Genomic DNA, 13,282 nt, shown 5'->3' on the forward strand with positions numbered 1-13,282 from the left:
GAAAAAAGGCTTCCTGAATCAGTCGTTCAGGAAGCCTTCAGCTGTGTCTTGTACGGAAGAGTATCAGTTCAATACAGGCTCAACGTTGATGCGTCGGCCTTCATTATCGAAGTAAACTTTTCCTTCCACCAATGAAAAGATGGTGTAGTCGCGGCCTATGCCCACGTTTTTTCCGGGGTGCCATTTCGTTCCGCATTGACGGGCAATGATGTTCCCAGCCAGCACACTTTCGCCGCCGAATTTTTTAATTCCGCGTCGTTGTGCTTGTGAATCACGACCGTTACGGCTGGAACCCTGACCTTTCTTATGTGCCATTAAATCATTCCTCAGGTAGCAAAAGTTGCCCCTGTGCAGGAGCATTTTAAGAAAATACTGTTAATTGAGGCCGTATATTGGCGAATCCAGCCAGAACTTGCAAGAGATAATCCAATTTCTGGACAACTTCCCACTATATTTTTGATAAGAACTGGTTAAATTCTGTATCAGGAAGCAGGCTTCTCTTCCATGTTCAGTTCTTTTTTCATCTTTGCCGCGACCTGCGGATCATCGGGAAGATAAACCCAGTAGGGTTTACCTTTGGGCCGAAATTCCTGTTCCTGCTGTCCAAACTCATCGCCAGGACGCCAGTACTGCTGAACCAGAGTCTTGCGCAAAGTGATGGTTTTCCCATCCGGACCTTCGACTTTTTTATAGCCATTAGTGAGACCGGAAAACAGAACTGTGAAATAATCCGTTCCGGGATCAATGCCGGTCCAGAGACAGACACCATAAATGGCTTTTTCATCTTTGGAATCGGTCGGTGTCTCAGGAGGCAATTCTCCGATAATGTCCACGGCATTTTTGAATTGATACCGTTCCCGCTGATTAATGATTTGTTCCGCTTCAGGCAGAATCTGATTGGGATAAATCTTCTGTTGTCCGTTATCATTCGTAATCAATGTGATTTCCGGAACAAATAAAGGTGGTCCCGGTGGGGAGACTTCAGCGTTTTCAGGAGTGAACTCATTAGTCGAATTCGGTCGTTCAATTGGTCGCAATACGCATTTATAGACCAGGTACCAGACCAGGGTCTTCTCTTTTTTACCGGTTTGAGGGTTTGTCAGGTCCATTCGCACCATTCGCATTGGTTTGAAGACGGTTTCCAGGACCCACAGTGATTTCTGAGACGCCAGTTCTTCTCCCGTTGCCGCCAGATCCGGACTGATTGAGAATCCTCGATTCAACGTATTTTTCTGAGCGAATGCCTGATTTCCCAGGGAAATGAAAAACAGGCAGCTGCAGACAAAAACGGTCGCGAAAGAACATTTAAGTGATGGACGCATGAAATACCCCGGAGTTACTCTTCGATCAGAATAGAAAGTGGTTTTAACAGACCACAAACGTATTAAAAGTATATCGTCTCATCCCAGGAAATTCCCACAGAGACTTTGCTGAAACAGGCTGAAAACCTTAACTCCTGTATCCGGCCACCGAAACCCGTGTCGGATGTACACATCGAATGCTTGCGGGAGGATTGATCCAGCTTCGTAAGCCGAAAACGGCCATTTTGATATGATATTGACTATATCAGTGACAGGAATGGACGGTCAAGCTCTTGATTTAAGATCTCACTGGAATCGAACGTGATTCCACATGACTGAGTGGGTTCACCCAGTTTTAATGACTGTTTTGATAACGGGCATGTTTTTGAGAAACACCAGACGATCATCCAGCGATGTTTACAAACTATTTTCAGCAACTCACCAGCGGCGCTAAAATAAATGATCGTTACAATCACTCTAAGCGGATCTGATCAGACCGGAACATAATGCGGAATTAATGGAGATCGTATCCGGTCAACTTCTTTTCCACATCGTCGGCATGTTGTGCGACGGCAACAACACTCTTGCGGATATCCTCAGCATCCACGGTCGAGCGGGGGAAGGTATCTACCATGACAAATTTCGTTTCGCCGTTGACTTCGCGAATCGAAATCCCGCCATGTGAAATTTCCGCATTCAGTCTGAGTGCTTCTTCGTAATATTCAGGCTGGGCATCACAGCAGGTACTGTAAATCAACAACAGACGCTCGTGCATCTGATGGTCGCTCGGCTCGATGAAGACGGTCTGTTTTCGCTGTTCTGACTGCCGGACCTCCAGAATGTACTGTTGGCCCTTTCGTTTCCAGGTGACCAGACTGTTATCTGCAAATGCCTCGTGAAGCATGGCTTCGATATTCTGCACCTGTCCCAGAACCGCATTCAGAAATAAGGCAGCCATGTATCCATTCTGAAATCGATTCGCAGGGCTCTTATCGAGCATCAGCGAAACACACTCAGAAATCTCCAGCGGAATATCAGGACAGAGGTCACGCACACTCGGGGCAGATTTCGTCGTGACTTCCTGAATCAGTGAATTAAAATTCGAACCTCGATGTGGTAACTGCCCCGTCAGCAGTACAAAGAAGCAGACCCCTAAAGAATAGACATCTGAGGTTGCAGATGCGGGCGCTCCCTGGAACAGTTCCGGTGCCATATAATTGGGTGTTCCAGCCAGATTTTGCGGTGCGGCCAGTTTTTCATCGGCATTGATCCGTTTCGCCAGACCGAAGTCCGCGATCTTGGGAATGCCTGCAGTAGTGAGCAGAATATTTTCCAGTTTCAAATCCTGGTGGATAATTCCTTTCACATGTGCGGTCCCGAGGCCGGAAGCAACCTGAGCGATCAGGGAAGTGGCGTGCAGGGGCATTAATGGTCCGTCTTCACGGACCACGTGACTTAAAGCGCGACCGGCAATCAGTTCCATTTCCAGAAAACGGTACCCCCGTTCCTCACCAATCGCATGCGCTGTGACGATGTTCGGATGACTGAGTGTTGCGACAGCGCGTCCTTCGTGCAAAAACCGCTGGACATACTCGGGGTCACGTTTCGCAAGATGCGGCAACAGAATTTTTAAGGCACATTGTCGTCCCAGATCACGGTGTGTTGCCAGATAAACCATGCCCATTCCACCACGACCAATCAGTGACTGACAGCGATAGACGTGTAGATCCTGACCAGTAATTGGATCTTCCCTCTTACTGCCGGCATCCGAAGAAGCAGCATCCCTGTAATCTTTAATCACAAGTGTTTCCTGAAGGTCATCAACAGAAAGACCGGCGACCACCGCACCACAGTCTGGACAGTGCACACTGTCTTCTTTCTGAAAGAACGTCGCGTTACAATTCGCACAGTATTGTAACTGACTGTATTGGTCTTCTATTTCAGAATTGGAATCTGGTAACATTTCAGAATCTTGCCCAGCCAAACGGGGAAAATCAGTAAAAAATGACTCTTTCATAACAGGGCCCTGCTGCTATCATAACCGTTTGTGAGCGAATTGAAATCAAGAGTTTTTATCTGCCGTGATTGCGTAGCTGTCTTATTCGCTCAGCAATTTGGATTATTCCAGATAAATTACCGATTTCCTCGAAAAAAATGAAATTCAAACCCTGTCACAACGACTATTAAGACATAGACTGAATAAGGGGAGTTCTACGCTCCCTTGATCCATCTACTTCACATAAACCCCTGCAAGCCGCACACTTAAAACGCATCCCTGTCTGCGAATGCGGGGGATTCTCATCGAACACTTTCCGGAAACTGAGACCCTATATGGCTGCCTCCGAAAATCCCTCATCCGAGTCATCGGAGCCTCTGTTCGATTCACTGGATCAAACGGAAAGTTCTCAGATAGAGAATTCACAGATCGATCCGTTCTCTGAAGAGTCAAAGAAGACAATGGATGATCTTCTAAACGAAGCGGTGCAGACTGCCAGCGCAGAGGATGTTCCTCGACAAATCATGCCTGTTCGACCGCCGGGGCCCGGTTTATTCGAAGCGATCTGCTGGATGTTTGGAGTCATCTTTGTACATTTTATCGGACTCATGTTTTTTTTGGTCGGCTTTGTCGTCTTTCTGATGGCGACAAAACAACTCCCAGACACTGCAGCCAAAATCGCCAAGCTGCTCTCTGAAATCTCAGAGACTCATACGCTCGAACTGGCAGGAGTAGAGCAGGGCATCTTTGTGTTAATTGTGATGGCTGTGGTTGCTTTGCGTTTTGGCAAAAATGTACTGGGGAAACTGAACCTGCAACCCTTTGCTGTTTCGACCGGATTTCTGTTATTCATCTGCGTGTTACCATTGTCCATGCTGTCTGGTGAATTTTATCGCATTGCCTACGGTATCTGGACGGCGTTTGCTGAGCAGATACCCTGGCTCCAGCAGTTTGATAAGATGCAGACGATGGAAATCGTCAAGGATATGGCGGAAAAAAGTTCGTTGTGGGCACTGATCCTGGTGATCGCCGTCTGTCCCGCGATTGGTGAAGAGCTGGTGTTCCGCGGTGCGATTGGCCGCGGCCTGTTGGCCCGGTGGGGCTTGATTCCCGGCATTCTGATTACATCTATCATGTTTGGGCTGGTTCACATGCATCCGGCGCATGCCATTGCCGTGATTCCACTGGGTATATTCATGCACTTCGTGTATGTCGTGACCAAAAGTTTCTGGGCACCGGTACTGGTGCATTTTCTGAATAATGCGTTCGCTGTTACCGTAGCCAAAATGATGAGTCAGTTTCCCGAGAATGCAGCGAAACTAGGCGATGAAACGCAGTCCGTGCACCCTATGATTACAATCGCCGCTGTTTTGTTTCTGATCGTCGTTTGCCTCTACTTGTGGAAAACGCGGGTCAAGTATATCAAACCGAATGGCGGTGAATGGACACCCGGTTATCTTTCCAATGAGAAACCACCGGCGGGTGCACCGATCACCATGGCACGCGCAACCGCAGCTGCAGGATTTTATCTCTGGTTGCCTCTGCTGTTTTTGAACTTCATGGCGATGATGTACCTGTTTGGTATGCAACCGGAAGCGGAAGCCGGAATGCTGCAATTCATCAAAGCGTTTTAAGATACTCCAGAACGGCCTGCTTCTGTTCCTGTGTAAGCTCATCCGGGTAGTCGTGGCCTTTGGCCGATTTACCAAACTGGCTCGTATCAAAATAAAGTCGTTTTTGCACCGTTGAGAGATCTTGGGGCATTTTCGAAAACGTCTCCACTTCCAGCCCTACCTGGGTCTGATCATATCCGTTTTCTGTGCGCTGCCAGATTTCAGGCCGCTCCTGTGGATTCAAGACATGCCACAAGGTGGGAACAGACCCGTTATGAAAATACGGGGCAGAGGCCCAGACTCCGTTTAAGGGAGGAGCCACATAACCGCCCGGGTCTTCCACCACAGGATCTTTACCGTAGCGGGACAGCCAACTCAGGTTCAATGCGGCGCGATAATTGGGTGGTAGCGAATTCAACCGAACAGGATCAGTCTTGAGATCTGTGATCGGAACCGTTTTGAGCGGATAGTCACTTTCACTACCATAAGTTCCATGACAGTCGGCACAATGATTGTTGAAAACAACTTCTCCCTGACGGGCCAGTTTCTCATCAATGGACCAGCGATAACGGGGGGCTTCCAGTGATTCAATATAAGCCAGAATATCTGCAAAATCGGATTCCCATTTCTTGATTTGACGCGCGTTATTTCGTGGAATGAGAATAAACTGCATCAATGCCCTGTGATTTTTGGTGATAAATGCATCTGCGTAAATCCGTGATTTCCGTTTGACATTCCACCAGGGTTGGGGATCCATATCGTGATGCAGCAGACTGGGGACGGAACGGTTCCTGTCAAAATTCATATCCGGATCACGGAGAGAATCGAGAACCACCCCAAAGATCACGGCATTCGTGGTTCCATGCGTTGTGCCCAGCGGAATGCCGATCGCAGCCAGATCCATGTGGCTCAGTTTTTTCAACTGCTGCAGTTTGACTTTACTCACATCTTCGGTCAGGGTATGCAGGGCAACGTGACTGTTGGGGGCTCCGGGAATCACAGTTCCAGCCACCTTCCCCCCGTGACAGTTAAAGCAGTTCATGACCCACTTCTGCTCGGGCGTCACAACATAACCCAGCGGGGCCTCTTCAGAACCAGGCCGGTTCATGATTCCGTAATAGGAAAAAATCAGTTCGCGGCGTGCTTCCGGCGAAGCCTGTTCGGCTTTCTGTCTCCAGTCATCAGGCCAGACTTTCCACAAGTCGTTCAGAACTTCCTGATCAAAATCAGGTGGTAAATAAGCCTTTGTCGTCAGCAGGCGATAGCCACGTTCGGCGGCAGTTTCCTCTGCCAGGGAAGAGTCGATACTCAGCAGCAGACATACGACCGTTATCATTTTTAGAACTGGTATTCGCATGGATTTGATATTTCTCGTACAGTAAATTTGCAAGACATCAAGGCAGAAAAGGGAACAGGACTTTGCGATTTTCCTCTGTTAATGGGGAACCGTATTCGCAGGGCTCAAACGCTTCGATCAGCTGAATTTCCTGCCCCCGTTTTTCTCCATAAGTTTGAATGACTAAATCGCGATAGCGATCAGCCAGCGGGCCGATGCGCGCTTTCATTTTTTTGCTCAGAAAGGCTTTCCGCTGACCGGGATCTGCAGGGACCTCATCTTCATAAAAGTGATTAAAAGGCAGCCAGTCATAAAACTGGGACTGATGACAATCCAAAGCGTCAATCATCCGATCCCACACCGGTTCCACATCAATAACGACTGTTGGTGAAAATGGGTAGGGGCGGGTAAAATGATCGGAGAGATATGCAATGACAGGGTTTTTCCGCAATGCAGGAACCTCGGGCACAATCGGAGGCACCGTGACCATGTAGGCGGCGTCACAGACTAATTGTGAGGTGTAACGGTGATCAGGATGATAATCGTTGGGTCGATGTGTCAGGATCAGATTGGGGTGAAAGTTCCGAATCAGACGAATGATTTCGAATCGGGCTTCAATGGTCGGCTGCAGGTATCCATCCCGGTTGCCGAGTACTTCATATTCAATGCCAAGTGCATTTCCAGCCGCTGTGGCTTCTGCACGCCGAATATCGGCTAATTCAGACCCCGAAAGTCGTTGATGCCCCGACTCCCCATTGGTGACACTGACAAATTTCACGGTATGTCCAGCCTGCTGATACAGGGCCGCTGATCCGCCTGCTTTGATGTCGCAATCGTCCGGATGGGCGCCAAAAATCAGGATTCGTAATGATTGATCTGCCATAGAGTTCTAAACCTTCACGTTATTATATAGAATATCAACCGCTTGACGAGGATGATTTTCTGTAAACAATACTACTGCAGTTGTACTCGAAGGGTTTCAAATCATCCAGATTTAACTGATTGAAGTTATTGAACTTTTGACCGGTAGCCCGTGTCTGCCACGAAAACGGACTATTGACAGATATTCTATAAGGTGAAAGCCAATGTCGTTGCCCACAATTGATCACAGTGATGAAATCTATGAAGATCCTCTCGATCTGATGGATGAAATTGAATCACTTAAAAAGGAGAAGGATGCAACACTCCTGGCTCACTTTTATATTGATGGGGATATCCAGGAAATCGCCGATTTCACGGGTGACAGCCTGAAACTGGCCCGTGACGCCGTCAATGTGAAGACATCGACAATTGTATTTTCCGGTGTTCATTTTATGGCGGAATCCACAAAAATCCTCAGCCCTGACAAAACGGTTCTACTGCCGGACCTGACCGCGGGCTGCTCATTGGCCGACAGCTGTCAATTTGGAGATCTGGATCAGTTTCAGAAGAAATTACGTGCAGAAGGTCGTGATTTCGAAACCGTCGCCTACATTAATACCAGTGCAAAAGTAAAAAGTCTGTGCGACTGGATTGTCACCAGCGGAAATGCCCGGGAAATTATTGACCGGGTCCCCACAGATAAAGAAATCCTGTTTGTGCCCGATCAACACCTCGGCCGTTATCTGCAGGAAGTAACCGGACGAGAAATGATTCTGTGGCCTGGTTCCTGTATGGTGCATGAAATCTTCAGTGTCCAGGATTTACTGCGTGCTAAGAAGAATAATCCCGGTTCACTGGTCCTGGCACATCCCGAGTGTCCGCACTCGATTCTGGAAGTCTCTGACTTCATTGGTGGTACCGAAAAATTACGGCAATACGTGATGTCAATCACAGAGCCGGGAATCTTTCTGATCGCTACCGAAGCAAACATGATTCACCCACTGCAGAAGTCGGCTCCACAGCACACGTATCTTCCTGTTCCCGGTATCATGGCTTCCTCTGGTGAAACCTGCGCCTGCAATCGCTGTCCCCACATGGCGAAAAACACTCTGCAGAAAGTGCGCGACTGCCTGAAATATGGCAAACCGGAAATCGAATGGCAACCTTATTTCGATCAGGCCAAAGAAGTTCTGCAGCGAAGCCTGTTACAGTAAATTCTTAGCTGACTGCACAATAGACGTGCTTACTTCCTAAGCAGCTACTGCGATTTAACTGCACAAAAAATATATTGGACAATCGGCTCCCTTAATATTTTTTGATCCATGGAAACCTCAAAATCTCTACATATAGCAGAATTAATTCCAAGTCTTCCTAAAGCTACCCTTTTCTTAAGATAGTTGACTTATTTTCTGGCACATTCTTTGCCTTAGCTCTTAAGTGAAACGACAGTCACATGTTTTACTTGACGTGTGAATTGTCCCGCATTGAATTTCAGTTGCGCTGACTGTCATTCAAGACCACCCCATAATTCAAAGAGCATAAATCCTCGATAGCAATGGCCTCAACTCTGCTGGGAATTCATCTCGATTCTCAGTGGATCACTCTGTGAAATTCACGCGCAGAGGCGTTTTCTGATCCCCGGGTTGTTGATTCAGACTCTTTCTCTCAGTCAATCAATGATTGCGCGCCTGCGGTCTGTCTGCAAGTTCATATCAGTCGCTTAATTCGCTACTTAATCGCTCTCAGATACCAGCAGAAGGCACTCACAAAATGGAAATTCAAAACAAAGCAACCAGAATCAATCTGTTTAATTTCAGCACGCCACAAATGCGGGCGTTTCACATGTCCTGGTTTGCTTTTTTCCTGTGTTTCTTTGCCTGGTTTGGTATCGCACCATTAATGAAAGTGGTGCGTGCCGAAATGCATCTGACTCAAGAGCAGGTCGGCTGGTGCATTATCGGTTCTGTTTCTATTACTGTCATCGCCCGGCTGTTTATCGGCTGGCTCTGCGATCAGATTGGTCCACGGCTCGCATATACCTGGCTCCTGGTACTCGGTTCGCTGCCTGTGATGGGCATTGGCTTCGCACATGATTATACCACATTTCTGATTTTCCGGATTGCGATTGGAGCGATTGGAGCTTCGTTCGTGATTACCCAATATCACACGTCGATCATGTTTGCCCCGAACTGCGTGGGTACGGCGAATGCCACCTCCGCCGGTTGGGGAAACCTGGGTGGGGGTGTAACACAGATCATGATGCCTCTGATTTTCACCATGTTTATCGGCGTATTGGGATTCAGTGAATCCATGGGCTGGCGGGCATCCATGTTTCTCGCCGGTCTGGTATGTGCTCTGACAGGGATCGCTTATTACTTTCTGACTCAGGACGCTCCCGAGGGGAACTTCAAAGACCTGAGAGCTGCGGGAAAGCTGCCAGAAAAGAAACAGCAGAAAGGTCTGTTCTGGAACGCCTGCAAAGACCACCGCGTCTGGGCGTTATTTGTGATTTATGGAGCCTGTTTTGGCATTGAGTTGACCATCAACAATATTGCGGCACTCTACTTCCTGGACTACTTCGATTACTTCAAAAAAATGGACACCGTGGAAGCCATCAAAATGGCTGGTCTATTCGCAGGGATGTTCGGGCTAATGAATATTTTTGCCCGAACACTGGGTGGTGCTTTCGGCGACCGGTTCGGTCAGAAGTGGGGACTCAGCGGTCGTGTGAAATGGTTATTTATTGTCATCTTCTGTGAAGGAATTGCTTTGATGGTCTTTTCACAGATGAGTGTGCTGGCGATGGCATTACCGGCACTCATTGTCTTCAGCCTGTTTGTGCAGATGTCTGAGGGTGCAACTTACTCTGTTGTACCTTTCATCAACAAAAAATCTCTGGGAGCAGTATCCGGAATCGTGGGCGCTGGTGGAAACGCCGGTGCGGTCTCAGCCGGTTTTTTGTTCAAGACCCAGGCAATCAACTGGCCGACGGCATTATTCATCCTCGGTGCGATTGTGACCAGTTGTGCCTTCCTGACATTTTTAGTGCGGTTTACTGAAGAAACAGAAGAAGAAGCCCGCGTGGCGGTGGATACCGCTGTCACACTGAAAGCCGGTGAAAAAGAACTTGCTGCTTCCATGGGACAATAATTGATCACGATGAAAAGACGATAATTACGCGCTCCTCTGATTGATAAGGTAAAGATAAAAGTGATTCAGCAAAATTCCGAACAACAGAAAAATGTGGTCGTGATCGGGAACGGCATGGTGGGCTTGCGCATGTGTGAGCAACTTGTTGAGAAGGACCAGACCCGCGAATACAAAATTGTCACTTTCTGTGAAGAGCCTCGTGCCGCATACGACCGGGTTGGATTGACTCAATTTTTTGCCCACAACGACGCCGAAAAACTGATGCTGGCCCGCCTGGAATGGTACTCGGAAAATAATATCGACCTGCATCTGGCAGATCGCGCTATCAGTATAGATCGCCAGAATAAAATAATTCGCTCTCAAAAAGGGATCGAGATTCCCTACCACAAAGTTGTGATCGCGACCGGCTCGTATCCTTTTGTGCCAAATGTACCTGGTATCAAAAACCGGGGCGTCTTTGTCTACCGAACCATCAATGACCTGGAACAGATCATTGATTACGCCCGACATTCGAAAAAAGCAGCCGTGATTGGTGGAGGCTTACTGGGTCTGGAAGCAGCGAAAGCGGCCCTTGACCTGGGTCTGGAAACACACGTCCTGGAATTTGCTCCCCGACTGATGCCGCGCCAGATTGATGATGCAGGCTCAAAGGTCCTTGTACAGAAAATCGAAGAGCTGGGTGTGCAGGTTCATTTGAATAAAGCCACTGACTCGGTTCTGGGTGAATCCAGCGTAACAGGCATTCGCTTTCAGGATGGTGAAGAGCTGGAACTCGACATGATTATTGTCTCTGCAGGGATTCGTCCACGCGATGAGCTGGCGCGAGAATGTGAACTGGAAGTCGGTGAACGCGGTGGAATTCTGGTCAATGACAAGCTACAGACATCCGATCCTGATATCTACGCTGTAGGCGAAGTGGCATTACATTCCGGGATGGTTTACGGTCTGGTTGCCCCCGGTTACCAGATGGCAGAAGTCGCAGCGACCCATTTATGTCATGGCGCAGCAGAGTTTACAGGCAGTGAGCTATCCACCAAATTAAAGTTGATGGGAGTGGATGTCGCCAGCTTCGGTGATTATGAATTGGGTCCGGATATTTCGAAAAACCTGACATTCGAAGATCCCTTTAACGGTGTGTATAAAAAGCTCGTTTTCAATATAGAGGGGACAAAACTGCGCGGTGGCATCCTGATTGGCGATGCCTCTGATTATGGCAGCCTGTCCATCCTGGCGAAATCCAACGACTTACTTCCCTGCAAACCACACGAGCTTGTCGTTGGTGCAGGGGGCGGCATTCCCGGAAGCAGTGCCGCAGAGATGGCTGACGACGCTCAGATCTGTTCCTGTAACAACGTTACGAAGGGACAAATCTGTACCGCGATCAAAGAGCAAGACTTAACTTCGGTCGATGAGATCAAAGCCTGCACCAAAGCCGGTGGTGGCTGTGGAGGCTGTCTGCCTCTGGTGACGGATGTCTTCAAAGCAGAAATGAAAGCAGCGGGAATTACGGTCAGCAACCGGCTATGCGAACACTTTGATTTTTCACGCACGGAGTTGTTCGATATCATCAAAGTCAAAAAACTCAAGACCTTTTCTGCGGTCATTGAAGATTGTGGATCCGGTAACGGCTGCGAAGTCTGTAAACCGACTGTTGCCTCAATCCTTGCCAGTTTGTGGAATGAACATATTATCGATCACTCCGGCTTACAGGACACAAATGATCGTTTCCTGGCGAACGTACAGCGCGGGGGCCTGTATTCCATTGTGCCTCGCGTTCCCGGCGGTGAAATCACTCCGGAAAAATTGATCGTGCTGGGTGAAGTCGGTAAAGAATACGGGCTCTATACGAAAATTACGGGGGGCCAGCGCGTCGATTTATTCGGTGCGGAAGTTCATCAGCTTCCCGAAATCTGGGAAAGACTGATCAATGCCGGCTTTGAAAGTGGTCACGCCTACGGCAAAGCATTGCGAACAGTCAAGAGTTGTGTGGGCACCACCTGGTGCCGCTATGGGATCGGAGATTCCGTCGGTTTCGCGATACGACTGGAAGAACGCTACCGCGGAATCCGGGCACCCCATAAACTGAAAGGGGGCGTCTCTGGCTGTGTTCGTGAATGTGCCGAAGCCCAGAGTAAAGACTTTGGACTGATTGCGACCGAACATGGATATAATCTGTATATTTGTGGAAACGGAGGTGCTAAACCACGACACGCGGATCTGTTCGCTTCAGACCTGGATGAAGAAACCTGTATCAAATACCTGGACCGTTTCCTGATGTATTACATACAGACCGCGGATAAGTTAACGCGTACAGCCACCTGGCTGGAAAAGCTGGAAGGGGGCATCGAGTATCTGCGAGAAGTGGTCATTGAAGATAAACTGGGGATCTGTGATGAGCTGGAAAACATGATGCAGTCTCTGGTCGATTCCTATCATTGTGAGTGGAAAGAAGTCGTGACCAATCCTGAAAAACGGCGGCTGTTTGAGCAGTTTGTCAACACGGATGAACATGAGACATCGATCGAGCTGATTCCTCAACGCGGACAGACGCGTCCCGTTGACTGGGCTCCTGATTTTGTCGCGTTTAATGACATCAAGCAACCTGAGAAAAAGCCTGAGCAGAGCAGCGAAACACGGGAGTGGGTCAAAGTCGGAACTGTCAGTGATTTTCCAGCAGAATCCGGTTCAACCGTAAAATACGGCAATTCCCAAATTGCGGTTTTCAACTTCGCCAGCCGTGGAGAATGGTATGCCTGCCAGCAGATGTGTCCGCATAAAAAGGCGATGGTTCTATCGAGGGGAATTATCGGTGATTCTGCGGGAATTCCGAAAGTCGCCTGTCCGCTGCATAAGAAAACCTTCTCGCTGGAGAATGGTTCCTGCCTGAGTGGTGAAACAGAATATGAAGTCAACGTCTTTAAGGTTAAACTAGACGACCAGGAGAATGTGTACCTGGAATTACCGGACTCCAGTGTACTGGATGAACTCATCAATCACACGGAATGTGCTGGCGCTCACTAAGCAC

Annotated in this window: 9 protein-coding genes; 4 read left to right on the plus strand and 5 right to left on the minus strand. The window is 48.5% G+C overall.

Going from position 1 to position 13,282, the window contains the following annotated elements:
- Nucleotides 1-63: 63 nt before the first annotated feature.
- The 3 genes from rpmA to Pan161_RS02720 all read right to left on the minus strand — a co-directional run bounded on the left by rpmA (nt 64) and on the right by Pan161_RS02720 (nt 3,168).
- Nucleotides 64-315 carry a 50S ribosomal protein L27 gene (gene rpmA, locus Pan161_RS02710; RefSeq protein WP_145224065.1) on the minus strand — a complete coding sequence of 84 codons (252 nt, stop codon included), beginning with the start codon at nt 313-315 and terminating at the stop codon, nt 64-66.
- A 167-nt stretch (nt 316-482) separates the two neighbouring features.
- Nucleotides 483-1,322 carry a hypothetical protein gene (locus Pan161_RS02715; RefSeq protein WP_145224066.1) on the minus strand — a complete coding sequence of 280 codons (840 nt, stop codon included), beginning with the start codon at nt 1,320-1,322 and terminating at the stop codon, nt 483-485.
- 493 nt (nt 1,323-1,815) lie between these two features.
- A complete protein-coding gene (locus Pan161_RS02720) occupies nt 1,816-3,168 on the minus strand; it encodes a serine/threonine protein kinase (RefSeq protein ID WP_197995666.1) in 1,353 nt (450 codons plus the stop codon).
- Between the two features lie 464 nt (nt 3,169-3,632).
- On the opposite strand from Pan161_RS02720, the gene Pan161_RS02725 reads away from it, so the two are divergent.
- On the plus strand, nt 3,633-4,931 hold the full coding sequence (locus Pan161_RS02725; RefSeq protein ID WP_145224068.1) for a CPBP family intramembrane glutamic endopeptidase: 1,299 nt from the start codon (nt 3,633-3,635) through the stop codon (nt 4,929-4,931).
- On the opposite strand, the gene Pan161_RS02730 is transcribed toward Pan161_RS02725, so the two are convergent.
- Together Pan161_RS02730 and Pan161_RS02735 are read right to left on the minus strand one after the other, a co-directional pair.
- Entirely contained in the window at nt 4,918-6,267 is a 1,350-nt protein-coding gene (locus Pan161_RS02730) for a c-type cytochrome (protein WP_232103598.1), read from the minus strand. The two genes, Pan161_RS02725 and Pan161_RS02730, sit on opposite strands and share 14 nt — an antisense overlap.
- Nucleotides 6,268-6,304: 37 nt before the next feature.
- Entirely contained in the window at nt 6,305-7,129 is an 825-nt protein-coding gene (locus tag Pan161_RS02735) for a PIG-L deacetylase family protein (RefSeq protein ID WP_145224069.1), read from the minus strand.
- A gap of 202 nt (nt 7,130-7,331) precedes the next feature.
- Here Pan161_RS02735 and nadA point away from each other — a divergent pair, with 202 nt between their 5' ends.
- The 3 genes from nadA to nirB all read left to right on the plus strand — a co-directional run bounded on the left by nadA (nt 7,332) and on the right by nirB (nt 13,278).
- Nucleotides 7,332-8,321 carry a quinolinate synthase NadA gene (nadA, locus tag Pan161_RS02740; protein WP_145224070.1) on the plus strand — a complete coding sequence of 330 codons (990 nt, stop codon included), beginning with the start codon at nt 7,332-7,334 and terminating at the stop codon, nt 8,319-8,321.
- A gap of 556 nt (nt 8,322-8,877) precedes the next feature.
- On the plus strand, nt 8,878-10,257 hold the full coding sequence (locus tag Pan161_RS02745; protein WP_145224071.1) for an MFS transporter: 1,380 nt from the start codon (nt 8,878-8,880) through the stop codon (nt 10,255-10,257).
- Nucleotides 10,258-10,317: 60 nt separating this feature from the next.
- Nucleotides 10,318-13,278 (plus strand): nitrite reductase large subunit NirB, encoded by a 2,961-nt coding sequence (gene nirB / locus Pan161_RS02750; protein ID WP_145224072.1) that lies wholly within the window; start codon nt 10,318-10,320, stop codon nt 13,276-13,278.
- Nucleotides 13,279-13,282 lie beyond the last annotated feature (4 nt).

The sequence above is a fragment of the Gimesia algae genome (assembly GCF_007746795.1).
Lineage (GTDB): Bacteria > Planctomycetota > Planctomycetia > Planctomycetales > Planctomycetaceae > Gimesia > Gimesia algae.

Coding starts and splice junctions, on each gene's coding strand:
- rpmA (WP_145224065.1), bottom strand. CDS start 315: ATGGCACATAAGAAAGGTCAGGGTTCCAGCCGTAACGGTCGTGATTCA.
- Pan161_RS02715 (WP_145224066.1), bottom strand. CDS start 1,322: ATGCGTCCATCACTTAAATGTTCTTTCGCGACCGTTTTTGTCTGCAGC.
- Pan161_RS02725 (WP_145224068.1), top strand. CDS start 3,633: ATGGCTGCCTCCGAAAATCCCTCATCCGAGTCATCGGAGCCTCTGTTC.
- Pan161_RS02730 (WP_232103598.1), bottom strand. CDS start 6,267: ATGCGAATACCAGTTCTAAAAATGATAACGGTCGTATGTCTGCTGCTG.
- Pan161_RS02735 (WP_145224069.1), bottom strand. CDS start 7,129: ATGGCAGATCAATCATTACGAATCCTGATTTTTGGCGCCCATCCGGAC.
- nadA (WP_145224070.1), top strand. CDS start 7,332: ATGTCGTTGCCCACAATTGATCACAGTGATGAAATCTATGAAGATCCT.
- Pan161_RS02745 (WP_145224071.1), top strand. CDS start 8,878: ATGGAAATTCAAAACAAAGCAACCAGAATCAATCTGTTTAATTTCAGC.